The organism is Enterococcus sp. JM9B (genome assembly GCF_009933265.1).
GTDB classification, from domain to species: domain Bacteria; phylum Bacillota; class Bacilli; order Lactobacillales; family Enterococcaceae; genus Enterococcus_C; species Enterococcus_C songbeiensis.
In genome coordinates, this window is record NZ_MAEK01000039.1 from 1 (window position 1) to 26,764 (window position 26,764).

Below are 26,764 nucleotides of genomic sequence, written 5' to 3' on the forward strand. Positions count from 1 at the left end.
AATGGCGCATCCCTTGAGTGCGTGGTATAACATCCCTCACGGAGTGGCTTGTGCTTCGTTATTGCCAACGATTATGAAATACAACAAAGAATTTACCGGTGAAAAATACCGGGATATCGCGGTGGCTTTAAAGGTTCCAAATGCCGCTACCCTTTCACTAGAAGAAGCTCGGGATGCTGCATGTGAAGCGATTGATCGCTTAAGTAAAGACGTAGGAATTCCCGCAACAATCTCAGAACTAGGCGTAAAAGCAGAAGACTTGCCACAGATTGCGGAAGATGCGTTTCGTGATGTGTGCACACCAGGAAATCCACGAGATACGACGGTAGCAGAGATTATTGCCTTGTACCAAAGTTTGATGTAAAAACAGTTAAACTAAATAGGAAATTTTATGGTGAATCTTAAATCTTTTGATTTAAGATTCATTTTTTATGGTTATAGGACTATAGAAGTCGCATAGAGATGATAAATTTTATAAATATAACGTTTATCCGTTGCTGTTTTTTTGAAAAAATTTAAAAAATAGGCACACTTTTTTCAATAAATTGTTATTTAAAATATGAAAACGTTTTATTTTAAGAGAATTATGTGATAAAATTTAAATAGAAACAGGAAAAATCTAATGAAAGGAGTAAAATTTAGTTTTTTTAAAGAATAAATACAGTTATTGTAAAATTATCAAAGTTCTAATTATTTTTAAGAAAGAAGGCGTATTTATTACAAGGAGGACAATGAAATGAATGGATTAATGAATTGGATGGAACGTTACATTTTGCCGTTGGCGACAAAAATTGGCTCAGAGAAGCATTTAGTTGCCTTACGAGATGCATTCATTGGAACGATGCCGGCAACGATGGCTGGAGCAATTGCAGTGTTGCTGAATGCATTTATGCGGGATTTTCCTAACACATATTTGGGACCAGAGAATGCGATTACAACATTTTTCACTCCAGTAATTGGTGTGAACGGATTGATTTGGAATGGGACACTAGCTGTCATGGCGATTATTTTTTCTTTATCCTTAGGAGCAAACTTGGCAAGAGCGTATGATGTTGACCCAGTTTCGGGAAGTATCGTAGCATTAGTGGCTTTTATCATTGGTCTGCCGGATGCAGCATCGGCAGTGTTGAATTTACCAGAAACTCTTTCAACAGATACGGCGGCGATCATTACAGAAGCCGGCGGGGTTTTAGAAGCAGTTGAGGGCGGTGGCCAAACGTTGACGCTGGGTGCCTGGGGATACTTTAATTTCAGTAAATATATGGGTGGTTCTGGCTTGTTTACCGCAATGATCTTTGGCTTCATTTCCGTGCTGATTTTTTCCTTTTTAATTCGTAAAAACATCATCATTCGGATGCCGGATTCTGTACCACCGGCTGTTTCCAAAGCCTTTGCGGCGATTATTCCTGCGGCGGTTTCGTTATATACCGTCGGAATCGTTCACTATTTGTTCCGTCAAGCAATGGGCATGCCGTTGATTGACTGGATTTCAGAAGCGATTCAAACACCTTTGATGAATCTTTCTCAAGGCTATGGAGCAGTTTTCATTATTGTTTTATTGGTTCACGTGCTGTGGTTTTTCGGGCTACACGGGACGAATATCATGTCACCGGTTTTACAAACACTTTATGGTACAGCAATGGTTGAAAACACCAATGCGTTTCAAAATGGCGAGCCGATTCCTTTTAGATGGGTGGCAGGATCATTTGAGGCATTTGTTTGGCCGGGAGGCGCCGGGGTGACATTGGTGCTCCTAATTTCCATTTTGATTTTTTCTAAACGAGCAGATTATAAAACCGTGGGTAAATTGGGGATTGCTCCAGGGATTTTTAATATCAATGAGCCAGTGATGTTTGGATTACCTGTCGTATTGAATGCATTGTTGATGATTCCATTCATTTTAGCACCTCTTGCTACAGCATCTATTGCATATTTCGCGACAATGGCAGGGTTTGTTCGACCAGTCGTAGTAAATGTCATTTGGGTGATGCCGACCATTCTTAGTGGATTCTTGGCAACAGCCGGAGATTGGCGGGCAATTGTTTTGACTCTCGTGAATCTTGGTGTTGCTGCAGTAATTTGGACGCCGTTTATTCTGGCTTCTAATCGAATCAACCCGAACAGTGAAGAAATACCGAAAGAGGAGCAAGAAGATAGAAACCCAGATATTACAATCATTCCCTCGGAGGATTGATTTTGGAAGTATAAAAATAAACACAAAGCAGTTTGAGAATTGTTTCGCAGATTCTCAAACTGTTTCTCTTTTATTAATAAAAAAACGGTTGACATCTATTAAATTATTCAGTATTATTTGTACAATTCAAAATTATTAAAAAATTCTGTTAATTTAAAAAAGAAAGTTGGAATCCTGATGAAAGCAATGCAAATGAAGACAGTCTTATTATTATGACGGAGGGCTCACCTAATTAAAGGAGAGTCCTGTTTCGCATTGTATGGAACGGGAAGCCAAGCATCCCAGTTCCATGGGGTGCTTTTTTTATATTTCAAAATAAAAGTTTCAGCTTCAACCAAAAAATTTAGAAAACATTTTGATCAAAAAAAGGAGGAGAGTAATATGAGACAGATACAATTTTTTGATACTACATTACGAGATGGGGAACAAACTCCAGGTGTAAATTTTGATACAAAAGCAAAAGTTCAGATTGCCAAACAGTTGGAACGCTGGGGCGTTGATGTTATCGAAGCAGGATTTCCCATTGCTTCTGAAGGAGATTTTGAAGCAGTTCAAGCTATTGCTGAAGTAGCGGAAAAAATGACAGTTGCCGGACTAGCCCGCTGTCGAAAACCGGATATTGACCGTGTGACTGAAGCCTTAGTTCATGCGAAAAAACCACAAATTCATGTTTTCTTGGCAACAAGCCCCATCCATATGGAAACAAAATTACACATGACGGAAGCCGAAGTGTTGGCATCCATTGATGAACATGTCCGCTATGCTCGAGAACGATTTGAAAAAGTTCAATTCTCTCCAGAAGATGCGACACGTAGTGAACCGCAGTTTTTATTACAAGCTGTTCAAACAGCCATCCATGCAGGTGCAACCATTATCAATATTCCCGATACAGTCGGTTACTCGAATCCCACTGAGTATGGAAGCATGATTCATACTCTTATTACTGCAATCAATGATCCAACGATTATTTTCTCTTCTCATTGTCATGATGATTTGGGAATGGCAGCCGCAAATGCTTTGGCAGCTATTGAAGCGGGAGCCAATCGGGTGGAAGGAACCATTAACGGTATCGGTGAACGAGCAGGAAATACACCTTTAGAAGAAATTGCTTTGAGTTTAGCAACACGAGCTGATTTTTATCAGGCGGAAAGTCAAATTGTTTTTGGGGAAACGAAACGAACCAGTGATTTAGTTAGTCGATTGTCTGGTGTTAGTGTTCCGCGAAACAAAGCCATCGTAGGTGCAAATGCTTTTGCTCATGAATCAGGTATTCATCAAGATGGAGTCTTAAAAAATCCAGGAACCTATGAAATTATTTCTCCGGCCTTTGTAGGAGTCGCAACAAATTCCTTGCCATTAGGAAAACTGTCTGGCAGACATGCCTTTGTTGAAAAGATGAAGGCATTGGGCTTTACTTTTACCGAGGAAGAATTACACTTTGCTTTTAAAAGATTTAAAGCTTTGGCAGATAAGAAAAAAGAAATCAATGAGGAGGACTTATTCGCTTTAGTGTCAAGTCGAGAAAGAGCAGACTATCAATTAGACCAATTGATAATTAATTATTCTCTTGAGAAAGTACATGCAACAGTTACTATTTCAGAAAATGGCCAAACCTTCACAAAATCCGATCAGGGAGCGGGTAGTATTCAAGCTATTTATCAGACGATTGATCGTTTATTGCCTACATCTACGACACTGGCTGATTACCAGATAAAAAGTATCACATCTGGAGAAGATGCCCAAGCGGAAGTTTATGTGAGTGTGAAAAATGAGAATGGTCAAACGGTTCATGGTACAGGAATCGATTTTGATGTCCTACATGCTTCTGCAAAAGCTTATCTGCAAGCAAAGGGACGAATAAAAACTGAGGTGAGCAAAAATGAGTAGAAAAATCGTAGTGCTGGCGGGAGATGGTATTGGTCCAGAAATCATGGCAGCTGCACTTGATGTGTTTCATCAACTAATCCAAATCAAACAATGGGATTTTATTCTCGAAGAAGAGCCATTTGGTGGCAAGGGAATTGATGTGGCTGGGGAACCTTTTCCTGATAAAACAAAAAAAGCGTGTGAAACAGCCGATGCTATTTTACTTGGTGCGATTGGGGGACCAAAGTGGGACAAAGCCCCCGAAAGACCAGAACAGGGACTATTGGCTTTGCGAAAACAGCTAAAGCTTTATGCAAATATCCGACCAATCCAGATGTCACCGGTTTTGACTGATTTTTCTCCACTGCGTCCAGAGATAGTTTCAGGAGCGGATTTTGTGATAGTTCGAGAATTGACAGGCGGAATTTATTTTGGAAAACCGCGAACACGAACGGATGAAGCAGCCTTAGATACCTGTCGCTATGAAAAAAATGAAATCCAACGTATTCTTCGCTATGCCTTTCAATTGGCACAAACCCGCAGAAAAAAAGTAACCTCCGTGGATAAAGCGAATGTCTTGGCAACAAGTAAGCTTTGGCGACAAGTTGCCGAAGAAGTAGCACAAGAGTTTCCTGAGTGTGAGTTGGAGCATCAATTTGTCGATTCCGCTGCAATGTCCTTAATCAAAGAACCTCGACGGTTTGATGTGGTAGTAACTGAAAATCTGTTTGGAGACATTCTCAGTGATGAAGCCTCTATGATTCCAGGTTCATTGGGAGTGATGCCTAGTGCCAGTCACAGCATTGATGGCCCTTCCTTGTATGAGCCAATCCATGGATCTGCACCGGATATTGCCGGTTTGGGTATCGCCAATCCAGTATCTATGTTGCGTTCCCTGGCGATGATGTTACGGGAAAGTTTTAAAGAAAGAGAAGCAGCTGATTGGATCGAAACTGCCTGCACCGAAGTAATGGAGGAAGGTATTTTTACGAAAGATCTAGGTGGAACTGCAACAACCCAAAGCTTTACAAAAGCTGTTCAAGCAAAGATTAGGAGGAAAACGGATGGAAACACTATTTGATAAACTATGGCATCGTCATGTTGTAACAGGAGAAGATGGCACAGCACAACTGTTATATGTCGATCTTCATTTAATTCACGAGGTAACTAGTCCGCAAGCGTTTGAGGGGATACGGCAAGCAGGGAGAACCCTACGACATCCGGAAAAAACTTTTGGGACGATGGATCACAATGTTCCTACAAAAGATATTTTTGAAATTAGAGATTTAATTGCTAAAAATCAAATGGATGCTCTACGAAACAACTGCAAAGAATTTGGTGTCGAACTTTGCGATAATGGGAGCAAAAATCAAGGAATTGTCCATATGGTAGGTCCAGAATCAGGCTTGACACAACCAGGAAAAGTTATCGTTTGCGGAGACTCCCACACAGCCACTCACGGGGCATTTGGTGCATTGGCTTTTGGCATTGGTACGAGTGAAGTGGAGCATGTTTTTGCCACCCAAACAATTTGGCAGCAAAAACCGCAAAATATGGGAATTAAAATTACTGGAACATTAGCTCGAGGGGTATATGCTAAAGACATTGTTTTAGCACTGATTGCAAAATATGGCACTGACTTTGGCGTAGGGTATGCCGTAGAATTTTTTGGGGAGACGATTTCAGCGCTTTCAATGGAAGGGCGAATGACGATTTGTAATATGGCGATCGAAGGAGGAGCTAAAATGGGAATGATTGCTCCTGATGAAAAGACTTTTGATTATATTACCGGGCGTCGTTATGCTCCTAAGGATATGCAAAGGGCAATCCAAGATTGGGAGCAGCTTTACACGGATGACGAGAAAGCTTTTGATATCATTTTAGAACTAGACGCTGGAGAATTGGCACCATTTGTTACATGGGGAACTAATCCAGAAATGGGTATTCCAGTGACGGGTACTTTTCCGGAAATTGAGGATATGAACGATGAACGAGCCTATAATTACATGGCACTTTCACCGGGACAAAAACCGGAAGACATAGAGATTGGGTATGTTTTTATTGGTTCTTGCACCAATGGTCGATTGTCCGATTTGCAAGAAGCAGCGAAGATGGTTGCTGGTAGAAAAATTAAAGATTCGATTACAGGAATCGTTGTTCCCGGTTCCCGTCCAGTTAAACATGCGGCAGAGGCAATTGGCTTGGATCAAATTTTTAAACAAGCCGGATTTGAATGGCGGGAACCAGGTTGCTCCATGTGCTTGGGAATGAATCCAGATCAAGTACCTGCAGGTGTTCACTGTGCCTCCACAAGTAACCGTAATTTTGAAGGTCGGCAAGGAAAAGGTGCACGAACACATTTATGCAGCCCAGCAATGGCAGCAGCAGCGGCTATTTATGGCACTTTTGTAGATATTAGGGAGGAGAAAATCTATGGAAACATTTAACCAACATCAGGGAACCATTGTCCCGTTAATGAATGATAATATTGACACGGATCAGATTATACCCAAAGACTATTTAAAGCGAATTGAAAAAACCGGGTTTGGACAATTTTTATTTGATGAGTGGCGGTATCTGGAAGACCGATCTCCCAATCCAACATTTTCTCTGAATCAACCCCAATATCAAGGGGCAACGATTTTAATCACAGGGGATAATTTTGGTTCAGGATCTTCGCGAGAACATGCCGCGTGGGCGCTCCAGGATTTTGGCTTTCATGCAATCATTGCCGGTAGTTACAGTGATATTTTTTTTATGAATGCAATGAAAAATGGGTTATTGCCACTCGTGATGCCAGTAAAAATCCGTCAACAATTAGCAGCACTTTCTGGTGACAGCAAAATTATCATCGACCTGCCAGCACAAAAAATTATTACATCTTTTGGTGAGTTTCCTTTTGATTTTGATCCTGATTGGAAAGAAAAGCTGGTCAACGGGTTGGATGACATCTCGATTACATTGACCTATGCAGAAAAAATTGATGCTTATGAAAAGACGATTCCAAGTTATTATGTATAGAAAAAAGCCAAGAAGAATCTGCGCTGATTTTTCTTGGCGGTCCTTTTATTTTTTTAATTGAAACGACATCGTTACAGGGTTGTGATCGGAATTTTGAAATTTTTGATCCATGACTTGGACCTGTTCGATTTGGATATTATCGGAAACTAAGAAACCATCCACAAGGGAAACATAGCTTTTATCTGGGTCATAGGGAATATTTGATGCCCGAACAGATGGAACTTTAGCTGACTGTAAATCAGCCGTTGGAATTGAAAAATGTTTTGGCAAGTCTTCGACAGGAAACGGGTGTGTCCAAGTTTCACGTTCTTTTTTTGTACCAAAAACTTCCGGACTGTTACCAATCAAATCGTGGTTGTAATCACCGGCAACAATGACATAATGACCTTGTTCATATTCCTCCGACATTTTTGAAAATAATTTTGTCAATTGCGCCTCATGAATGGTGGGATCTTTTGTAAATGCAGATAGGTGGAGATTGATCATAGTCAGCGTTTGATTATCTGCTACAGCGACATGGCTAACTGAAAAAGTGCGGTCTAGGTCAAAGAATTTATTGAAATTTGTTTCAATGGGTAAAGAGTAGCGGGTACTTTCAGTTATTTCTCCCTTGGCTAGAGAAACCAGACCAGATCTTGCCTTACCGATTGGTTGCGTAAAGGGATAGAAAAGATACGCTGAGTCATAGTTTTGGGCAAAAACACTGGAATAATCAGTAAGATTATTTTCCAGCCATGCGACTTGATCAACATGGCGGGAACGATCACCTTCTACATCAACTTCTTGAAAGAAGGCAATATCCGGGTCAGCTTCTTGAACAGCAGCCGTGATTCCGGTCATATTTTTCTTCACTTCTGCTTCATCATAGGCCCGTGAATACTTTCCGCTGTCCATGAAGAAACTGAAATCTTGTGAATAAGCACCAAAACCAATATTAAACGTTAAAGCTTTATAAGTCGTATCTGTTTGTAAATGATTTGTTTGGTTGTGAGCAATAGTCAGCGTTTGTTTGTCCGGCAATCGATCATAGCTAAGAAATAGATACGCCAAATACCCACCAAAAATCAGAATAAGTCCTAATAACAAACTACCAATTATTTTTATCATTTTTTTCATCATTTTCCTCCTTACAGTCTCAATTATCATAACAGAAGATTGAAATTTGCGGAATCTATTTGTTTAGAATTCAAATGCTCACTTTTTTCCAAAATCTGGGGTACAATAAGTGAAAGGAGAGGATTCTCATGACGGTTTATGATTATCAGGCAACAACAGAAGATGGCAAAAAATATTCTTTAGATCAGTATAAAGGTAAAGTTCTGGTGATTGTCAATACGGCAACCAAATGCGGTTTAGCACCGCAATTTGAAGAATTAGAGCAACTGTACAAGACGTATCAGGAACAAGGATTTGTTATTTTGGGTTTCCCATCCAACCAATTTAAACAAGAAGTAAGTTCCAGCAAAGAAGCAGCAGAAAGTTGCCGAAGGACTTATGGAGTGACCTTCCCAATGCATGAGATTGCTGAAGTCAATGGAGAAAACGCACTGCCGCTATTTAAATATCTCGAAGAACAAGCGCCAGGAACCCTTGGAAAAGCATTGAAATGGAACTTTACTAAATTTTTGATTGATCGTGAGGGAAATGTGGTTCAACGATTTGCACCACAAACGAATCCTCAAAAAATGACCGAAGAAATTGAAGAGTTGTTAAAAAAATAAAGACAGCAGAAAACGTCTGATTGGTTTGGGATAAATTCCATCCAATCAGATGTTTTTTTTTGAAAAAATATTGACAAAAATTATACATCGCTTTATTATACTCGTGTAACGAGGTATTAGATAAAAGGATGTGAAGAGTTGGAACTGGATAAAGAAATTTTGCGGGGATATATTGATCCGATAATTCTTAGTATTTTAGCGAAAGAAGACAGCTACGGATATGATGTTGCACGGCAGGCGAAAATTTTGAGTGAGCAATCCTTTGAATTAAAGGAAGGTACGTTGTATGTTGCCTTCAAACGCTTAGAAAAACATGGCTATGTGACAAGTTATTGGCAGGAAGGACAAGCGGCACGACGCAAGTACTATCATCTCACTGAAAGCGGGCTTGCTTTTTTAAAACATAAACAACAAGAATGGCTATTTATCAAAAAATTAATGGATACTTATTATGAGGGAGTAGATAAAGCATGATCTTTTCACCAAAGACGGAAGAAGCAATGACTCGTTTTGCAAAAGAGGCGATTAAGAACTCGCTGGATAAAAGCGAATTGAGCTATTTTGAACGATTGGAATTAAAAGCCAAGCAACTACAAGAGAAAACAAAGAAAAGTTTTGGTACCAATCGTGAGGAAGAAACCGCAGAGTTGACGAGTTATATGCGAGACTATATGGAGCAATTGATTAATGAAGAGGGGTTGTCAGAAACCGATGCATTCGCAAAAGCAAAGGCGGTTTTTCAGATAGACAGCTCGAATCATTCAGAAGCAGAAAAAAAGCAAGAACGTCTCGCTTATTATGAAAATCTCGATCCAGCGACAGAAGAAGCAATCGGGCTTTCCTATGGCAGTCGCATGTTTCTAGGTACAGTGATCGGGGCAGTTCTGGGAATCTTTGGTCAGATTTTTTATGATGGAGCAATTTTCGGTGTGGTTTTATGGATTATGTTGGGATTGGGATTATTGTTTGGCCTGGGATTAGGGATGGCAAGTCACGCCAAAATTTCAAAAAGCAGGATAGAAAGATAAAGACAGTAAGTATAGGCGGACTGTATCAACAGATTGTTTGGAAAACTCACGCGTCTTTTTAAAATCTTTTAAAAGGGCGGTGAGTTTTTGTTGTGATTTACCCGATATCATTTATTTCAAAAAGTAAATTTGTTCTTTTTTTGTTTTTTTGTTACAAAAGTGGGAAACGTTTACTATAATAAATAAAAGCGAATATTTTTTAGGGAGGAAATGGATGAGCGGAAAATTTGGAAAGTTTGAAAAAGCAATCAGTTTTTTTATTGATCTGTTGTTGGCACTCTTGGTTTTAGTCGTACTGGTAGTGATGGCAGAAGCAGTCTACACAATTATTAAACAGGTAATTCCGTTAAAAGAAATCAGCGACTTATCGATTTTGATTGAGGAAATAGCTACGTTGTTCATTTTACTGGAAATCGTTTTGATGTTGCTGCGCTACGTGAAAGAGGGACATCACATTCCCGTTCGCTATCTGATCTTGATCAGTATTACAGCAATCTTGAGGGAACTGTTGTTGGCTCATGGTGGAGGATTAGAAACTCTCTTTTTAGCAGGAGCTATCCTAGTTTTAGTTGTGGTTTTGATGCTATTGGAAAGAGTCAAAGCCTTTCATGGAAAAGATTCATAAAAAAATCGACCCAAAATGAGTCGATTTCTCTACTTAAATCAGAGGAATGGCAATAGTGAAACAAGTCCCTTTCTCTGAGCTTTCTAAGTCTAAAAGCCAATCATGTTTCTTGATGATGGAGGCAACAACAAACAGCCCCAATCCTGTTCCGCCATCTTCAGACTTCGTAGTATAAAACGGCGTGAATATTTTGCTTTCGATGGCTTTTGAAATTCCCGGTCCATTGTCTTGAACAACCAGTACAGCGAATTTTTTCTTTTGTAAAGCAGCTGAATGCTGTTGAAATTGTTTCGTCTGCTTCTGGTTTGCAGGTGTCAGATTGACTTGGATCACGGCATTGTTTCCGGCAGCTTGAAATGCATTGGTAATTAAATTATAGAGTAAAACCTGCAAATCATCTGCTTCAAAAAAACTTTCCCCTACTTCTTCAGCGGATAGTTGAAGGTTCACCGTTTGAGGAATCAGCACATGCATCGTTTGAACGGCTTCTGTCACGACGTTTTTTAAATCAAGATTTGTCCGAGGACGGGTATCACTTTTTGAAAAACGCAGGACGTTTCCGGCTAATTGTTGACCTTTTTTTGCTGCTTGATAAATTTCTTTTAAATCTTCCTGCAACACTTCATCTTCTTGATGTTCCTCCAAAAGAAGTTGGATATTTCCTAATAGGGGAGTCAAGAAATTGTTCATGTCGTGGACAATCGAAGTAGTAAGCAAACCGACTGTTTCAAGTTTTGATTCCTGTTGAAAAATTTTCTCTGTTTCATATCGTTCTGCCAGCAGCTTTTGCTTTTCTTGAAGACGCATATTTTCTACATAGGCCTGATTGCGTTTGGCATAACTTCGTAAATTTAGAAGGGTTAAGGCAATCAGGGCCAAAAGAAGGAAGAAAAGTCCTAAAAGAATCAGGATTTCCTGCAGGGTAATTCCACTTCGTTGGTTGACATCTGAATTGCTGGCTACGATCCAACGAGCTTTACCGATCGTCACCCATTGATACGCACTTATTTTTAATGTCTTTCGAGGTTTGTCTTCTGTCCACCAGTAAGAATAGTAGGACAGGGTTCCGTGGTCGTGGGTGGCCTGGACTTCTTGCAGGTGTTCCAGATCAGAAAGATCCAAATCAGGAAATTTTTTTCTGCGGTCTTGAATAATATCCCAGCCGATTTGTTCTTCAACTGGGTGAACCAGCACACGGAAGTCTTCATTTTTAATCATGGTATAGCCATAATAATCATTGTCCTCAGGAAGAATCTCATTTTGGTAAAGTTTTTCCAAATTAAGAGGGACAACAAGGGTTGCATGCACCGATTTATCGTGGTTCGTTACGGGTTGGTAGAGATTGATATAGGAAGCGTTATTAGCAAAAAATTCTTTGCCGTTTTGAATGATGTTTCCTGCCAAAGCGTCCTCAAAATAAGAATCCTTTTGAATAAAAGCAGGGAGTTGTGCTATTTTCTCCAACCGGTTATCGGTGTAGCTGTAACCTTCTAACAGATTTCCCTCGGTATCTAGCAGATAGATTCCTTCAAGCGCTTGATTTGCAGGTTGAAAGTCATTAATCAATCGATTTTTTTTGGGTAGCTGGGTAAGCTGGTCTTCGTTAAAAAAGTCCAAAGAATAATTTTCTAAAATATCTGAATAGTTTTGAATGGATAAGGACCAGACTTTTGTTGCATAATCATTGATTTTCGTTAATTGATTTTTGTTTAACTTCATGGCTTGTTCTCGTGTGTTATGATAGCTGGTAATTGTTAAGATGATACCGAGAAGGGTTAATACGGCTACACTGAGCAAACCAATTGTCAACCATTTATTTGAAGGTTTATTTTCCATAACAGATCCTTTCGAAAAATAAAGTATAAAGGAGAAAAACGATGCGCAATGACAAAATATTAATCGTTGATGATGATCCGGCGATTCGGCGTCTAATTTGGAAATCGCTGCAAGCAACCGGTATCTTGATTTATCAAAGTGAATCCGTAGAAAAAACCCTCGATATCATGTCACGAGTCCAGTTTGATTTATTTCTTTTAGATATCACTTTGGATTATGAAAATGACGGGTTTCATCTGGCACAAATGATACGAGAAACAGATCCAATTGTACCCATTTTATTTCTAAGTGGAAAGACCAGCGAAAATGATATTATTGCTGGTCTCGAGATGGGGGCGGATCAGTATATTACGAAACCATTCTCACCAAATCTGTTAAAAGCGCAAATTTTAGCAACGTTAAATCGAGGCAAGGTGATTCGCAAACAAAGCCGACATCCTCAAACCGTGGAGATTGAAGTGGGGGATTTTCGCTTTGATAAAAGCCGCTACCAACTGTTCAAAAAAGATCAGTTAATCAAGTTATCCTCTAAGGAAACTCAGTTCATGCAGTTCTTTTTGGAAAATCCTGATCAAGTATTCTCGAAGGAACAAATCTATCAGAGCGTATGGGACGATGGGGTGTTAGATAACAATACCATCATGGTTTTTATCAATCATCTCCGCAATAAAATCGAAGATGATCCAAAAAATGCCCGCTACTTGCGAACGATTTGGGGAATCGGCTATACTTTCATTCCCGATGGAAAAGATTAGAAAAGTTCCTCTAAAAAGGCAAAATAAATGCCCAGCGCCAGCAAGTCGGCCGTTCCACCCGGGCTTAAATTACGAGTGATCAGCAGTGAATCATACGCAGCTAATTCATCGACTAATTTTTCAGCAGAAAGATTGGCTTGATGAATTTTTTTTGTCTCCTCTTTAACGGTTTGCCAAGCGGAGAAACCACCACGGTGCAAAAGGTTACTGTCCTCGATTTCACTCATCAACAAAACCATTGCCCGTAGTAAGACGTTCTCTTTTTTTTCCGTTCTATTTTCCCGTAAGAAAGGTAGCAGCAGTTGAGATAACGCTGGATAACCTTGCGCAGCTTCTCCTCGAATTCCAGTGATTCCCTGTTCCAAATAAAGTTTTTCACCATAAGTCAGTTTTTCTTTTAGGTGTAATGCTTCAAAGTCTTGTTTGATGACATGCTGGGTCATTTTCGCGCTGAGTTGCAAAATGTTAGCCGTGTCTTTTTCGGAAAAGGGGAGTCTTTCTTTTTGCAGATAGAATCCCGTAGCAGCGAGCAAAACAGCAAAAGAAAAGTTGGCCCCTTTATGGGTGTTAACTCCTTTTGTGTCTTGCAACATTTTTTTTTCAGCCTCAATTCCTAACCGTCGAACTTTTTCAAATAATTCTGGAAATGTCCCTTGATGGGTATAGCCAGCTTCGGCATAGTGAAAAAAGAAAGGCGCAAGGCTGGTGATGCTATCAATGAAGGTATAGAAATCCATATCTTGGTGTGCACCGTTTGTTTGTCGATCCACCAATCCCGGCTTTGGTGACAAAGCTACTTCGTACAGCAATGCCTTTTCGGCAAAAGCAGCGATTTGTTGCGATGGGTTACTCAATTTGATGACGCTCCATTTCTTTAATGATAAATTGTAAGGAGTGATCCAAGTGCTCATGAGTAATCAAAGTAATCTGATCAATATTATTGGTTCTCATGCCGCGATAGATCAGCCAATGTTCCTCCAATGCTTTGGAACGGCGAGCAGATGCGCGAATAGCAATGTCGCGAAAATAAACCAAATAGGCCTGCAATTCTGTAACGATTTCTTTTAGACGCAGCATTTGGCTTTTTTGATAAATAAATGAATTGAATTCAGAAAAATTGGCCAGCAAATCATCTACCTTGTCTTCTTGGTTAAAGGCTTCTCCGCGCTCAAGCAATGCCTTGAGCGCGTCAAAGTCAGCATCGGTCATCAGTTCCATTGCCTTAATGGTCGCTAAAGTATCCAATGATTTGCGAATATCGTAGATTTCATGGGCGTCCTTGATACTGATTCCTTTCACTAAAATGCCAATTTTTGGAATATGTTCAACTAATTGTTCCTCGGTAAGCTTTTGCAAAGCAAAACGAATCGGTGTTCTGCTGATATTTAAAACATCGGAGAACTCTTTTTCATTGATTCGTTCGCCGGCAGGAATGTCGCCTAAGATAATTGTTTTACGAAAAGCTTCGTAAACTAGGACTTTCAATGGTTTATTTTGAGATAAATCTAAGTTTTTTTTGACCGCTTCAATCGTGGGGTTCATAAAAAATCTCCTTTGGTTAAACGAATAATCCCCTTTATGATAATTCATGCAGCATAATTTATCTACATTTCAGGTTAACTTTCCCATTTTTTGTGATTATTTGGTAAACTAAAACCGAGGCGTATTGTACGCCTCGGTTAAAAGTGTCCATCGATCTATTGAGGAATATATAGTGGCATATGTCCCAAGAGAACGATCGTTACGATGAAAATAGCGAAGATTCCCAGAGCGTATTTTGCGGATTCTTTTTGCCAAGCACCCATGTCTAAGCCGGTCAAACGTAAGAGCAGATAGATGAAGGCAACTAGTGGGCTTAACAAGTGGAACGCTTGACCCATTAATGAAGCAAGGGCCATTTGCATATTGGTAAAGCCGTAAGCTTGTCCAGCTTCTGCCAAAACAGGTAAGACACCAAAGTAAAACCCATCATTAGAAATAAAGAAGGTACCGGGTGCGGAGATAAGGGCAATAACGATTCCCCAGAAACCAGCCAATTGTTTAGGAATGATTTGAGTAAAGCTGTTTGCCAATGCTTCTGCCATTCCGGAGCCTTGGAAAAGACCCATGAACACGCCGGCAGCAAAAACTAAGATAACTACTTGCACAGCATCGCCGCCGTTTGCGCCGATTCGTGCTGATTGATCTTTCAAGACAGGATAGTTGACCATCAAAGCGATACACGTTCCAACCAAGAATAAAAGCAAAGGAGGCATTTCAAGAGCAGGAATAAAGGAACCTGCCACCAACCAAGCAATTAGCAAAATAGTCAAAAGACCGTTGAAGATGAAGTTTTTTGGTCGACGGATTTGCAAAGTATCAGGATCAGTAACTGTAGTCATTTCTTCAATTTCTGCTGCGGTTAATTCAGTAACACCAAGACGGGCACGTTCTTGTTTACCCATTCGACGAGCAACGAAGAAAATTACGTAAAGAATTGAGAGAATCATTCCAGGTGCCAGATAAGTCAGAATGTCGGCATCAACTTTTAAAACTGCCATCGCACGAGCCGTTGGGCCGCCCCAAGGCAATAAATTCATAATCGTGTTTTGTAAAATAATCAAAACACCCAGATTCATCATTTTCATATCTAATTTTTTATAGATAGGAATAAAAGCCGAGCAACAAATCAAGGTGGTCGTTGTTCCGTCACCGTTCAGTGATACGGCAGCAGCAACAACTGCAGTTGCCATCAGTACTTTCATTGGATCACCTTTTGCAAAAAGAATCATTCGCTTGGTGATAGGATCAAAAAGTCCGGCATCCAACATAATTGAGAAATAGAGAATGGCAAACAGCAACATAATTCCAGTGTTCGATGTGGTTTTGATTCCTTCTAAAACAAAATCACTGATATTTCCTTTTTTCGAGACGCCAGCAATCATTGCTACCAATGTGAATAGCAGTGGAATAATTACCAAGGAGGTAAATGGCGACATCTTTTTCTTCATGATTACATACATAAAGATGATAATCATGGCGTAAGAGAGTATAGTCAATAGCATTTTTCTTCTTCCTTTCTTTTTTGAGCTAGCGAAATGAAAGCGTTGTCACTGAATATCAATAAAAAAACGAAAGAACATTAACAATAATTTCACAAAGTGTTTTTTTATTAACAGCATTTCGCTTGACGACCATAGAATAATCAAAAAGGAACAAACTTAAAAGAGCAGAAAGAAGAAAAGAACAGAAAAAAAACAATTTGGTCTATCTAATCTTATCAATAGCTTAAAAATATATTAATATTTTCTTAACGATAATAAAAACGCTGATATAGCGGGATTTTTATGTATTTAATAAGCGTTTTCAGTTAATTGAAACAACAAAAGAACAATTTTGACAGCGGAATCTTCTAGAAGATTGGTCTATAAACTATATAATAGAGACGACAAGAACTAAGAGGAAAGGAGTGGGAATATGAGGTTGTTTAAAAGGCTGTTTGGAAAATCACAAGAGTCAGAAAATGCGCCAATTGAAAGTGTTTTAGAGGAAAAAACAGCAGATGATGAGCAGTGGGAACCGGTGCCTGCCTTTATTGAAGCAGATGCCGCCGACTATCAACTTGTCAGTGTGATTGCAACGGCGATTGCCGCAGGAGATCATCCGGAAAGTCAATTTGCTGTCAAACGAATCATGCAGCGCAATCCTGAAGCCCGGACAGTCTCGATCATTGCTGCTAGCTTGGCGGCGGAAATAAAAGAAGAGAGTCAATTAGTGGTAACAAGTATTTCAAGAAAAAAACAATAAGATGGGAGGATTATTATGTTACGCAAATTTAAAATTTCAATTGATGGAAAAGAATATTTAGTGGAAATGGAAGAAATCGGAGGGGTGCCGCAGCCGATTGTACCTTCAACAGAAACACCAGCTGTTCCAGCTGCACAAGCAACCCCTTCACCAGTCGCTCACGAAGAAGAAGTACCGGCTGCTAGTATTCCCGTAACGGGTGCCGGAGAAGATGCGATGGCCGCACCGATGCCAGGTACGATATTACGCTTATTGGTAAATGTAGGGGATCAAGTCAAAGAAAACCAACCCCTAATGATTTTAGAAGCTATGAAAATGGAAAATGAAGTCGTTGCTGGAAAAGCCGGCACAGTCGCTGGAATTCATGTGACGCAAGGGCAAGTAGTCAACGCAGGAGATCCATTGATCACCATTCAATAGACAACAGATCGTAGAAGGAACAATTAAGAAGGAAGTGAAATCGTGGAAACACTTATTCAAGGAATCACGTCGATTACCGGCGGACAAATTATCATGATGCTTATCGGAGCATTACTGATGTATCTAGGAATCAAAAAAGAATACGAACCAACATTACTTGTGCCAATGGGCTTAGGAACAATGTTGGTCAATTTTCCCGGATCAGGAGTTTTGACACAAACCGTGGGAGGCGTCCAACAAGAAGGCGTCTTCGATATTTTATTCAAAGCCGGAATCGGCACTGAACTTTTTCCATTATTAATTTTTATCGGCATTGGCGCCATGATCGATTTTGGCCCATTGCTGCAAAATCCGTTTATGTTGCTGTTTGGTGCGGCTGCCCAGTTCGGGATTTTCTTCACCATCATCGTAGCGGTATTGTTTGGCTTTGATATCCGAGAAGCAGCTTCAATTGGGATTATCGGTGCAGCCGATGGACCGACAGCGATTTTTGTAGCCAACACTTTGGCAGAAAATCTTTTAGGACCAATCACAGTAGCTGCATATTCTTATATGGCACTGGTTCCAATTATTCAACCTATTGCGATTAAAGCAGTCACAACGAAAAAAGAACGTCAAATTCGCATGCACTATAAAGCGGAAAACGTATCTAAAATGACCAAAATTCTTTTCCCAATCATCATCACGGTGGTTGCTGGATTTATCGCACCAATTTCCTTGCCGTTAGTTGGATTCCTGATGTTTGGTAATTTATTGCGGGAATGCGGCGTGCTGGATCGTTTATCACTCACAGCTCAAAACGAATTGGTTAATATTATCAGTATTTTGTTGGGTCTAACGATTTCTTTCAAAATGCAAGCTGATCAATTCTTGAATGTTCAAACATTGATGATCATTGCCTTTGGTTTAGTTGCCTTTATTATGGACTCAATCGGTGGGGTGTTGTTTGCGAAATTATTGAATCTGTTCCGCAAAGAAAAAATCAACCCAATGATCGGTGCGGCGGGTATTTCTGCCTTCCCAATGTCAAGTCGGGTTATTCAAAAAATGGCAACAGACGAAGATCCTCAAAACTTTGTCTTGATGTATGCTGTGGGTGCGAACGTTTCCGGACAAATTGCTTCGGTTATTGCCGGCGGATTACTATTAGCATTCTTTAGTTAACCCTGTTGGTTTAGTGAACAGGATAAAGCAAGGAGGAAAGTAAAATGAACGTAAATGTAGCAGATATATGGACAGCGTTAGAATTGATGGTCTTTGGAATGGGCGGCGTCTTTTTAGTATTATTTATCTTATATCTGGTTTCTCAAGGACTATTAAAATTTTTCCCGGCAAGTAAGAAATAGAAAAGGAGACGGACATGTTTACCTTAAAGAGACTTTGGCTGGATCGTGATCCTCAGGCTTTGAAGCTGTGGACAGAATTGATGGTGAAGGCTCATCTTGATCCAAATGAGAAAGTCGAGTATACAGTTGGAATTTTTTCCGGAAATCAGCTTGCGGCGACGGGATCTTTTGACCGTAATATCATCAAATGTGTTGTCGTCTGTAAAGATTTTCAATCTGAGAATTTATTGACTCAACTTATTATGCATTTGATGGCAAAAATGCGCGAGGAATCTTTCACCCATGTATTAGTTTATACAAAGCCCGGCAATGAAGAAATTTTTCATTCGTTAGGCTTTCAGCCAATCATTGCCAGTAGCCAGATTCTTTTTATGGAACAGGGTTCGCCCAATTTTAATGATTATCTAAATTTATTGCGTCACCTTAAAAAAGAAGGTCTGGCAAGCAGTATTGTAATGAACGCCAATCCCTTTACCAAAGGTCACCAATATCTGGTGGAATATGCTGCCAAAAACAGCAATCAGGTATATGTATTTGTGGTTTCTGAAGACCGTTCAGAATTTACTACTGAAGAACGACTCGATATGGTTAAACTGGGAGTCGCTCATTTACCTAATGTTACAGTGGTTCCCACGAAGGATTATCTGGTCTCTTCTGCGACTTTTCCTTCCTATTTCTTGAAGGATCAAGCAGAGATGACTGTGGCAAAAATCCAAGCAGAGGTAGATTCACGCCTGTTTAAAGAGCGAATTGCGCCAGTGTTGACAATCTCTAAACGTTTTGTTGGAGAGGAACCTTTTTCGGAGGTAACAGAAATTTATAACCAAAGTATGCGGGAAATTTTTGCGGATAAATTAGAACTGATCGTTTTGCCGCGAAAAGAAATAAAAGGAACGATCATCAGCGCCACCAAGGTACGAGAGGCAATCAAAAACCATGAGGAACAGCTTCTTTTAGATTTTTTGCCGAAAACGACTTACGATTATCTAAAAGAGCATAAAAAAATATAGAGGTGAAACACAGTGGAAATAGTTAAAAATGCAGTTGCTGGAACAGTAGAATCCAGTGATATCATGATTACTGTTGACCCAAATGAAACCGAAGAAATCTCGATTCATTTAGAAAGCAGTGTGGAAAAGCAATTCGGAAATCAAATTCGTAAAGTCATTGAAGAAACCCTTCAAAAGTTAGGGATTACTTCTGCGAAAATCACTGCTGTTGATAAAGGTGCGTTGGATTGTACAATTCAAGCCCGGACGATTACGGTCGCCCATCGTGCAGCAGGTATCGAATCCTATGACTGGAAGGAGATAGACTCATGGAACGTTTAAGAAGAACAATGATGTTTGTGCCCGGCGCAAACGCCGCAATGCTTCGTGATGCACCCTTATATGGCGCTGATTCCATCATGTTTGATTTAGAAGATGCCGTTTCTTTAAAAGAAAAAGATTCTGCTCGTACACTGGTTCACTTTGCTTTACGCACATTTGATTACAGTAGCGTTGAAACTGTCGTACGGATCAATGGTTTGGATACGACAGGGGCGCAAGATGTCGAAGCAATGGTTCTAGCGGGTGTTGATGTAATTCGTTTACCTAAAACAGAAACTGCCCAAGATATCGTGGATGTCGATCAAGTTATTACTGATGTCGAAAAAAACAATGGTATCCCAGTTGGTACAACCAAAATGATGGCAGCGATCGAATCAGCAGAAGGCGTTCTGAACGCTCGGGATATTGCTAAAGCATCAAATCGTTTGATAGGAATTGCTTTGGGAGCAGAAGATTATGTTACCAACATGAAAACCCGTCGTTTCCCTGACGGACAAGAATTGTTCTTCGCTCGCAGTATGATTTTACATGCTGCTCGTGCCGCGGGGATTGCCGCAATCGACACCGTTTATTCAGATGTTAATAATACAGAAGGCTTCCAAGATGAAGTTCGCCGAATCAAACAATTAGGTTTTGACGGGAAATCAGTCATCAATCCTCGGCAAATTCCTTTAGTCAATGCAATTTACGCACCAAATGAAAAAGAAATCCAAAACGCAAAAGAAGTGATCTGGGCCATTCGTGAAGCAGAAGCAAAAGGATCAGGAGTCATTGCGTTAAATGGTAAGATGATCGATAAACCAATCGTTGAACGGGCAGAGCGTGTGATTGCCTTGGCAAAAGCTGCCAAATTGATTACTGAGGAGGATATTTAGACATGGTTATGAATAAAGTAGGAAAAGATATCCCTCAACCATATGCAGAAAAATATGGCGTATATGAAGGAGAACTAGCACATATCGCAGAGTATCAAGAAGCAAGCCGAAAAATCAAACCAGTGAAACCACGAGACACAAAATTATTGAAAAGCATTCGTGAAGCAATTGAAAAAACTGGGTTGAAGGATGGAATGACGATTTCTTTTCACCATCATTTCCGGGAAGGCGATTTTGTCATGAATCTGGTTTTGGCGGAAATTGCTAAAATGGGTATTAAAAATATTTCAATCGCTCCAAGTTCGATTGCTAATGTTCATGAACCTTTGATTGAACATATTAAGAATGGTGTCGTGACCAATATCACCTCTAGTGGTCTACGGGATAAAGTCGGTGCGGCAATTTCAGCTGGCATCATGGAAAATCCTGTCGTTATCCGTTCTCATGGAGGCCGAGCACGAGCAATTGCCGCCGGAGATATTCATATTGATGTAGCTTTCTTGGGTGCACCAAGCTCTGATGAATATGGAAATGCCAATGGAACCGTGGGAAAAGCGACGTGTGGTTCATTAGGTTATGCCATGATTGATGCAAAATATGCCGATCAAGTTGTCATTATTACCGATACCCTAGTTCCATTTCCTAATACACCAATCAGTATTCCTCAAACAGATGTGGATTATGTGGTAGAGGTTGATGCAATCGGTGATCCCCAAGGAATTGCCAAAGGAGCAACCCGATTTACCAAAAATCCTAAAGAATTATTGATTGCAGAATATGCAGCAAAAGTAATCACGAATTCTCCATACTATAAAGAAGGTTTTTCTTTCCAAACAGGAACAGGTGGTGCGGCACTTGCGGTATCTCGTTTCTTACGGGAAGCAATGATCAAAGACGGAATCAAAGCCAGTTTTGCTCTTGGCGGAATCACGAATGCGATGGTGGAATTACTAGAAGAAGGACTTGTTGAAAAAATTATTGACGTTCAGGATTTCGATCATCCATCTGCTGTTTCTTTGGGTGCAAATGCCAATCATTACGAAATTGATGCAAATATGTATGCTTCTCCTTTAAGTAAAGGAGCGGTTATCAATCAGCTTGATACAGCAATTTTATCAGCGTTAGAAATTGACACAGATTTTAATGTCAATGTTATTACTGGCTCTGATGGTGTAATTCGCGGAGCCTCAGGCGGACACTCAGATACCAGTATGGCTTGCAAAATGAGTATGGTAATCGCACCTATTATTCGTGGTCGGATTCCGACAATCGTGGATAAAGTAAATACAGTAGTTACACCAGGAACAAGTGTGGATGTGGTTGTAACAGAAGTCGGGATTGCCATCAATCCTAATCGTCCTGATTTGATGGAACAGTTCAAAAAATTAGATGTACCACAATTAACAATCGAAGAACTGAAAGAAAAGGCATACAGCATCGTTGGCACCCCTGAACCTATTCAATATGGTGATAAAGTGGTGGCTTTGATTGAATATCGCGACGGTTCATTGATCGATGCGGTCAAGAATGTCTAGTAAAGTATTTGAAGGTCCTCAAGTAACCTTGGCGGAAATGTTGGCGACACGAGAAAGACGAGCAGCAATTCAACAAGAAATACTTCAAGCAACTGATGGCGCAGCATTAGTATCTGCCACGCTAAATATTCCTGGTCCAGTGAAAAGTTCACCGTTGCTGGTTGCGTTGTTTAATCAAGCTATGGAACAGATTGAAACGCGTCTACAGGATACGACGCCATTGGTTAACCTATATCGAGAAGAGAAAACAGGACCTGAATATTATCTGCTAGTCGGGCTTAGTCCAAAAGAAGTAAAAAAACGAATGGTTGATATTGAAGAAAATCATCCATACGGGCGTTTATTAGATCTGGATATTCTCTGGTTGGAAGATGATACGAAGAAAAGTATTAGCCGTCAAGAGCTTGGCCTACCTAGTCGCCGTTGTTACGTTTGCCAGCAGGATGCTAAAATCTGTGGCCGAGCAAGAAAACACTCTATAGAAGAGATGCGTCAAGCAATAGAAAAAATGATTGAAGATGGAAAGGAGACTCCTAATGACTAAAAAAATTCATTTCATGGAGACGGTTTTGCGGGATGGGCAACAGAGTTTGATTGCTACACGGATGCCGACTTCTGATATGCTGCCGATTCTTAAAACGATGGATGAAGCAGGCTTTTATTCCTTAGAAATGTGGGGCGGAGCGACATTTGATTCCTGTATTCGTTTTTTAGATGAAGATCCGTGGGAGCGATTGCGTCAAATTCGCTCACAGGTGAAAAATACAAAGCTACAAATGCTGTTACGGGGGCAAAATCTGTTAGGCTATAAAAATTATGCAGATGATGTTGTGCGGGCCTTCGTAGAAAAATCGATCCAAAACGGAATCGATGTGATTCGGGTGTTTGACGCATTGAATGATACTCGTAATTTAAAAACCTCTATCGTGACCGCTAAAGAAGCTGGCGGTCATTGTCAAACAGCCATCTCTTATACGACAAGTTCGATTCACACAGTTGATTATTTTGTTCAGTTGGCCAAAGAAATGGCTAATACTGGTGCAGATTCTATTTGTATCAAAGACATGGCAGGCGTTTTGACTCCTCAAACAGGCTATGAGCTGGTTAGTCGAATCAAGGATGCTGTGGATCTTCCATTAGAAGTGCATACCCATGCGACCAGCGGTATTTCGGAAATGACCTATCTTAAAGTTGCCGAAGCCGGCGCGGATATTATCGATACCGCTATTTCTTCTTTTGCTGGCGGAACCAGTCAGCCAGCAACGGAATCTGTGGCGATTGCACTGGAAGATATGGGATTTGACACCGGTTTGAAGATGGATAAATTAACCGAAATTGCGGAACACTTCAATCCAATTCGTGATCGTTTCCGTAACGAAGGTTTGTTGAATCCGAAAGTGAAAGATGTGGAGCCTAAAACTTTGATTTATCAAGTTCCGGGAGGAATGTTGTCAAATCTTCTTAGTCAATTGACGGAACAAGGCTTGCAAGACAAATATGACGAAGTTTTAGCAGAAGTTCCTAAAGTCCGAGCAGATCTTGGGTATCCACCACTGGTAACTCCGCTGTCACAAATGGTTGGGACACAGTCATTGATGAATGTGCTTTCTGGAGAACGATACAAATTGGTACCTAATGAAATCAAAGACTATGTGCGAGGGTTATACGGACGTCCTCCAGCACCGATTGCCAAGGAAATTCAAGAAAAAATTATTGGCAATGACGAAGTAGTTACCGTCCGTCCAGCCGACTTGATTGCGCCACAATTACCAGGTTTTGCAGAGGAAATCAAAGAATATGCTCGTTCGGAAGAAGATGTTTTGATGTATGCAGTCTTTCCAAAACAGGCAAAAGATTTTCTCGGAAGAAGAGAAGATCGCTTTTACGATATTCCCCTCCAAACAGTCGATGTGCGGATTGATATGAATTAATTTAATAAAATAAAAAAGACCCCTGAAATTAGATTTCTACCTAGTTTCAGGGGTGTAGTGCGTGGTTCAAGCTATTGAGTTTTCAAAGATGAAAAAGTTACGAAGGATTCTCTATACCAGCAATCCCGTAATAATAGCACTCAAGAAGCTGACTAATGTTGCACTTAATAAAATTTTTAACCCATGTTTGGCAATCAGATTGCCTTTCTCTTCATTTAATCCTTTCATTGCACCGGAAATGATACCAATAGAAGAAAAATTAGCAAAGGAAACGAGAAAAACAGAGATGATTGCTGTTGTACGTGGGCTAAAGGTGTAAGTTCCCCTTGCTAATTCAGTCATAGCTACAAATTCATTTGTAACTAACTTTGTTGCCATAATACTTCCAGCGTCAACAGCTTCCTGCCAAGGAATCCCCGTCAGAAATGCTAGAGGAGCAAAAACATACCCCAAGATTTCTTGGAAAGAGATACCAAAAATTCCTGAAAAAATTGCATTGATCATGGCGATTAGCGCAACGAAACCAATCAACATTGCAGCAACTGTTACGGCAACATGGAACCCATCTAAGATATATTCACCAAGCATTTGGAAAAAAGTTTGGGTTTTATCTTCTTCAATAATCAACTCATCTTCCGTTTCTTTCAATTGATACGGATTGACAATAGAAGCAATAATGAATCCACCGAATAAGTTTAATACCAAAGCAGTAATGACATATTTCGAATCAATCAATGCCATATAAGAACCAACAATCGACATGGAAACGGTGGACATGGCGGAAGTTGCCATCGTAACTAATCTTTTTTCTGTTAAGAGGGGCAGTTCTTTTTTTACAGAAATAAAAACTTCTGATTGTCCAAGAATTGCGGAGGCAATGCCATTATAGGATTCCAATTTTCCCATGCCATTAACCTTGCTAAGCGCCAATCCAATGATGCGCATAACCCATGGAAGAATTTTTATATAGCGAAGAATACCGATAATCGCAGAAATAAAAATGATAGGCATCAAAACATTGAGGAAAAAAGGAAAACTGCCTTTATTTGCGATTCCACCAAAAACAAAGGTAACACCAGCTCCAGCAAAAGCTAAAAGCTGATCGAATAATTTGGCAAGACTTGCGACCAAGGTGGTACCGAAAGTCGTTCGCAACAGAAGAAATCCCAAAATAAATTGCAATAAAACCATCAACCCTAACGGACGTATCTGAATCTTCTGTTTATTTGTGCTTATGAGATAAGCAATTCCTAACACAACAACCAAACCAATGAAACCAAAAATATAATTCAACAAATCACTCCTTAGTAAAATTCCACTTATTTTACCCGGTTTTGCAGGTAAAGACTATTTTAAATCGTACTTTTTTAGCACATTCTTAGATAAAACGTTCTCAAAAAATAACGTAAACGGTTTAAATTAGAAACGGATGAAAGTAAATTTTAACAGCAAAAATTGGATAGTGAAAAAAATAGATTTTAAGAAACCATTAAATGTTTCTGCAAATTTTCAGGAAAAAGAAAATCAAATTGACAATAAATCGGTTTCTGGCTAAACTTATAGTAGTTACTTAAAGTTAGTAAAACAGTTTACGAGAAAATTAACTTTATCATTGGACTCTTTAGGACGTAATGAATGTGGATGACAATTTCACTAGAATGAATGAGGAGAAAACTATTTTGAAAAAGAAAACAATTATTCGAGTATTGGCCGCTGTAGTCGTTTTGGCAACTGTTTTTGTTTCAGGAAAAGCATTTGGTGATAATTTGGTTTTGTGGGGCGGAGAGTCGAATTTGACAGAAATTCAAAATAATCTTGCGACACTGGATGGCTTACTTTCAAAAAAAGAACAATCTATTTCAACTTTGACGAAAGAAAGTGAGACACAAAAAAATAATTTCGCAACTGTGACCAATGAATTGACTGCTTCTAAGGAAGAGCTGATTAAAACACAGGCGTCCCTTCGTCAAAAGGAAGAGACTAGAAATAATTATCAAGCACAAATGGAAGCTTTGCAAAAACAATTAGCAGGATTACAGGATCAAAAGAATCAAGAGCTTCAAAGTAAAATGGCGGAGTTACAAAGAAAAGACGATGAAATTCAACAAAAAATCGCCGAAGGAAATCTGAAAGTGGAAGAAAAGCAAAAAGAGATTGCCGCAAAACAGCAAGAACTTGATAGTGCAAACAACAAAATCGCTGAATTAAATCAGCAATTAGGCAGTCTTCAAAATGAAAAAACGGATTTACAAAATCAATTAACTGAAGCAAATCAAGAATTAAATGCAGTAACTAAAGAAAATGATGATCTAAAATCAGTCGTTCAACAACTGACAAAAGCACAAAAAGATGTAGCAGACACGAAAAACTATTCAGATAGCATTGTTGAAAAGCATTCTGAAGAGTAAAAAGGGAATAAATAAAATAACAAAACACGGGAAATCATTCAAAAGGATGGTCTGCCGTGTTTTTCTGGCTCTTTGTCAAATAGTGT

General features: G+C 39.7%; 27 protein-coding genes and 1 pseudogene. 22 read left to right on the top strand and 6 right to left on the bottom strand.

The window, feature by feature from the left end; translation table 11 throughout:
• From BAU16_RS12555 to leuD, 6 genes and pseudogenes are all read left to right on the top strand, one after another.
• Positions 1–364 (top strand): annotated as a pseudogene (locus BAU16_RS12555) (iron-containing alcohol dehydrogenase); the annotation flags it as partial.
• Positions 365–736: 372 nt separating this feature from the next.
• Positions 737–2,194 carry a PTS sugar transporter subunit IIC gene (locus BAU16_RS12560; protein ID WP_161527190.1) on the top strand — a complete coding sequence of 486 codons (1,458 nt, stop codon included), beginning with the start codon at positions 737–739 and terminating at the stop codon, positions 2,192–2,194.
• Positions 2,195–2,575: 381 nt separating this feature from the next.
• Positions 2,576–4,081, top strand: a complete 1,506-nt coding sequence (locus BAU16_RS12565; RefSeq protein ID WP_161527191.1) for a 2-isopropylmalate synthase — start codon at positions 2,576–2,578, stop codon at positions 4,079–4,081.
• The gene (gene leuB, locus BAU16_RS12570; protein ID WP_161527192.1) at positions 4,074–5,141 is read left to right on the top strand and encodes a 3-isopropylmalate dehydrogenase; all 1,068 of its coding nucleotides are present in this window, start codon (positions 4,074–4,076) and stop codon (positions 5,139–5,141) included. Before BAU16_RS12565 ends, leuB begins: the two co-directional genes overlap by 8 nt.
• The gene (leuC, locus tag BAU16_RS12575; RefSeq protein WP_161527193.1) at positions 5,125–6,507 is read left to right on the top strand and encodes a 3-isopropylmalate dehydratase large subunit; all 1,383 of its coding nucleotides are present in this window, start codon (positions 5,125–5,127) and stop codon (positions 6,505–6,507) included. The genes leuB and leuC overlap by 17 nt, the downstream gene beginning before the upstream one ends.
• The gene (leuD, locus tag BAU16_RS12580) at positions 6,494–7,081 is read left to right on the top strand and encodes a 3-isopropylmalate dehydratase small subunit (protein WP_161527194.1); all 588 of its coding nucleotides are present in this window, start codon (positions 6,494–6,496) and stop codon (positions 7,079–7,081) included. Before leuC ends, leuD begins: the two co-directional genes overlap by 14 nt.
• Positions 7,082–7,126: 45 nt before the next feature.
• On the opposite strand, the gene BAU16_RS12585 is transcribed toward leuD, so the two are convergent.
• Positions 7,127–8,197, bottom strand: coding sequence for an endonuclease/exonuclease/phosphatase family protein (locus tag BAU16_RS12585; protein WP_161527195.1), 1,071 nt, complete (start codon positions 8,195–8,197; stop codon positions 7,127–7,129).
• 128 nt (positions 8,198–8,325) lie between these two features.
• Between BAU16_RS12585 and BAU16_RS12590 the strand changes: the two genes are divergently transcribed.
• From BAU16_RS12590 to BAU16_RS12605, 4 genes are all read left to right on the top strand, one after another.
• Positions 8,326–8,802, top strand: a complete 477-nt coding sequence (locus BAU16_RS12590) for a glutathione peroxidase (RefSeq protein WP_161527196.1) — start codon at positions 8,326–8,328, stop codon at positions 8,800–8,802.
• A gap of 138 nt (positions 8,803–8,940) precedes the next feature.
• The gene (locus BAU16_RS12595) at positions 8,941–9,276 is read left to right on the top strand and encodes a PadR family transcriptional regulator (RefSeq protein ID WP_048603570.1); all 336 of its coding nucleotides are present in this window, start codon (positions 8,941–8,943) and stop codon (positions 9,274–9,276) included.
• On the top strand, positions 9,273–9,830 hold the full coding sequence (locus tag BAU16_RS12600; protein ID WP_161527197.1) for a hypothetical protein: 558 nt from the start codon (positions 9,273–9,275) through the stop codon (positions 9,828–9,830). The genes BAU16_RS12595 and BAU16_RS12600 overlap by 4 nt, the downstream gene beginning before the upstream one ends.
• A 214-nt stretch (positions 9,831–10,044) precedes the next feature.
• Positions 10,045–10,455 carry a phosphate-starvation-inducible PsiE family protein gene (locus BAU16_RS12605; protein ID WP_048603568.1) on the top strand — a complete coding sequence of 137 codons (411 nt, stop codon included), beginning with the start codon at positions 10,045–10,047 and terminating at the stop codon, positions 10,453–10,455.
• Positions 10,456–10,488: 33 nt separating this feature from the next.
• On the opposite strand, the gene BAU16_RS12610 is transcribed toward BAU16_RS12605, so the two are convergent.
• Entirely contained in the window at positions 10,489–12,291 is a 1,803-nt protein-coding gene (locus BAU16_RS12610) for a sensor histidine kinase (protein WP_161527198.1), read from the bottom strand.
• Positions 12,292–12,332: 41 nt separating this feature from the next.
• Between BAU16_RS12610 and BAU16_RS12615 the strand changes: the two genes are divergently transcribed.
• Positions 12,333–13,046, top strand: a complete 714-nt coding sequence (locus tag BAU16_RS12615; protein ID WP_161527199.1) for a response regulator transcription factor — start codon at positions 12,333–12,335, stop codon at positions 13,044–13,046.
• Here the strand turns inward: BAU16_RS12615 and citG are convergent.
• The 3 genes from citG to BAU16_RS12630 all read right to left on the bottom strand — a co-directional run bounded on the left by citG (position 13,043) and on the right by BAU16_RS12630 (position 16,090).
• Positions 13,043–13,900: a triphosphoribosyl-dephospho-CoA synthase CitG gene (citG, locus tag BAU16_RS12620; protein WP_237579249.1), complete on the bottom strand. Its 858-nt coding sequence runs from the start codon at positions 13,898–13,900 to the stop codon at positions 13,043–13,045. The two genes, BAU16_RS12615 and citG, sit on opposite strands and share 4 nt — an antisense overlap.
• Positions 13,893–14,588, bottom strand: a complete 696-nt coding sequence (locus BAU16_RS12625; protein ID WP_161527201.1) for a GntR family transcriptional regulator — start codon at positions 14,586–14,588, stop codon at positions 13,893–13,895. The genes citG and BAU16_RS12625 overlap by 8 nt, the downstream gene beginning before the upstream one ends.
• A 155-nt stretch (positions 14,589–14,743) precedes the next feature.
• A complete protein-coding gene (locus BAU16_RS12630) occupies positions 14,744–16,090 on the bottom strand; it encodes a CitMHS family transporter (RefSeq protein ID WP_161527202.1) in 1,347 nt (448 codons plus the stop codon).
• Positions 16,091–16,502: 412 nt separating this feature from the next.
• Between BAU16_RS12630 and BAU16_RS12635 the strand changes: the two genes are divergently transcribed.
• The 10 genes from BAU16_RS12635 to BAU16_RS12680 are packed head-to-tail and all read left to right on the top strand — an operon-like array spanning position 16,503 to position 24,270.
• A complete protein-coding gene (locus tag BAU16_RS12635) occupies positions 16,503–16,832 on the top strand; it encodes a hypothetical protein (protein ID WP_161527203.1) in 330 nt (109 codons plus the stop codon).
• 15 nt (positions 16,833–16,847) lie between these two features.
• Positions 16,848–17,252: an acetyl-CoA carboxylase biotin carboxyl carrier protein subunit gene (locus tag BAU16_RS12640; RefSeq protein ID WP_048603561.1), complete on the top strand. Its 405-nt coding sequence runs from the start codon at positions 16,848–16,850 to the stop codon at positions 17,250–17,252.
• 42 nt (positions 17,253–17,294) lie between these two features.
• Positions 17,295–18,416 carry a sodium ion-translocating decarboxylase subunit beta gene (locus BAU16_RS12645; protein ID WP_048603560.1) on the top strand — a complete coding sequence of 374 codons (1,122 nt, stop codon included), beginning with the start codon at positions 17,295–17,297 and terminating at the stop codon, positions 18,414–18,416.
• Between the two features lie 44 nt (positions 18,417–18,460).
• Positions 18,461–18,598 (top strand): OadG family protein, encoded by a 138-nt coding sequence (locus BAU16_RS12650; protein WP_082147238.1) that lies wholly within the window; start codon positions 18,461–18,463, stop codon positions 18,596–18,598.
• A gap of 14 nt (positions 18,599–18,612) precedes the next feature.
• Positions 18,613–19,608: a [citrate (pro-3S)-lyase] ligase gene (citC, locus tag BAU16_RS12655; protein WP_161527204.1), complete on the top strand. Its 996-nt coding sequence runs from the start codon at positions 18,613–18,615 to the stop codon at positions 19,606–19,608.
• A 12-nt stretch (positions 19,609–19,620) separates the two neighbouring features.
• Positions 19,621–19,929 carry a citrate lyase acyl carrier protein gene (citD, locus tag BAU16_RS12660; protein ID WP_048603558.1) on the top strand — a complete coding sequence of 103 codons (309 nt, stop codon included), beginning with the start codon at positions 19,621–19,623 and terminating at the stop codon, positions 19,927–19,929.
• Positions 19,917–20,804 (top strand): citrate (pro-3S)-lyase subunit beta, encoded by an 888-nt coding sequence (gene citE / locus BAU16_RS12665; protein WP_161527205.1) that lies wholly within the window; start codon positions 19,917–19,919, stop codon positions 20,802–20,804. The genes citD and citE overlap by 13 nt, the downstream gene beginning before the upstream one ends.
• A 2-nt stretch (positions 20,805–20,806) precedes the next feature.
• Positions 20,807–22,339 carry a citrate lyase subunit alpha gene (gene citF, locus BAU16_RS12670; protein WP_161527206.1) on the top strand — a complete coding sequence of 511 codons (1,533 nt, stop codon included), beginning with the start codon at positions 20,807–20,809 and terminating at the stop codon, positions 22,337–22,339.
• Positions 22,332–22,883 carry a citrate lyase holo-[acyl-carrier protein] synthase gene (gene citX / locus BAU16_RS12675; protein WP_161527207.1) on the top strand — a complete coding sequence of 184 codons (552 nt, stop codon included), beginning with the start codon at positions 22,332–22,334 and terminating at the stop codon, positions 22,881–22,883. Before citF ends, citX begins: the two co-directional genes overlap by 8 nt.
• Positions 22,876–24,270 (top strand): oxaloacetate decarboxylase subunit alpha, encoded by a 1,395-nt coding sequence (locus tag BAU16_RS12680; RefSeq protein WP_048603554.1) that lies wholly within the window; start codon positions 22,876–22,878, stop codon positions 24,268–24,270. The genes citX and BAU16_RS12680 overlap by 8 nt, the downstream gene beginning before the upstream one ends.
• 111 nt (positions 24,271–24,381) lie before the next feature.
• On the opposite strand, the gene BAU16_RS12685 is transcribed toward BAU16_RS12680, so the two are convergent.
• Entirely contained in the window at positions 24,382–25,563 is a 1,182-nt protein-coding gene (locus BAU16_RS12685; protein WP_161527208.1) for a NupC/NupG family nucleoside CNT transporter, read from the bottom strand.
• 386 nt (positions 25,564–25,949) lie between these two features.
• Between BAU16_RS12685 and BAU16_RS12690 the strand changes: the two genes are divergently transcribed.
• On the top strand, positions 25,950–26,678 hold the full coding sequence (locus tag BAU16_RS12690; RefSeq protein WP_161527209.1) for a hypothetical protein: 729 nt from the start codon (positions 25,950–25,952) through the stop codon (positions 26,676–26,678).
• Positions 26,679–26,764 lie beyond the last annotated feature (86 nt).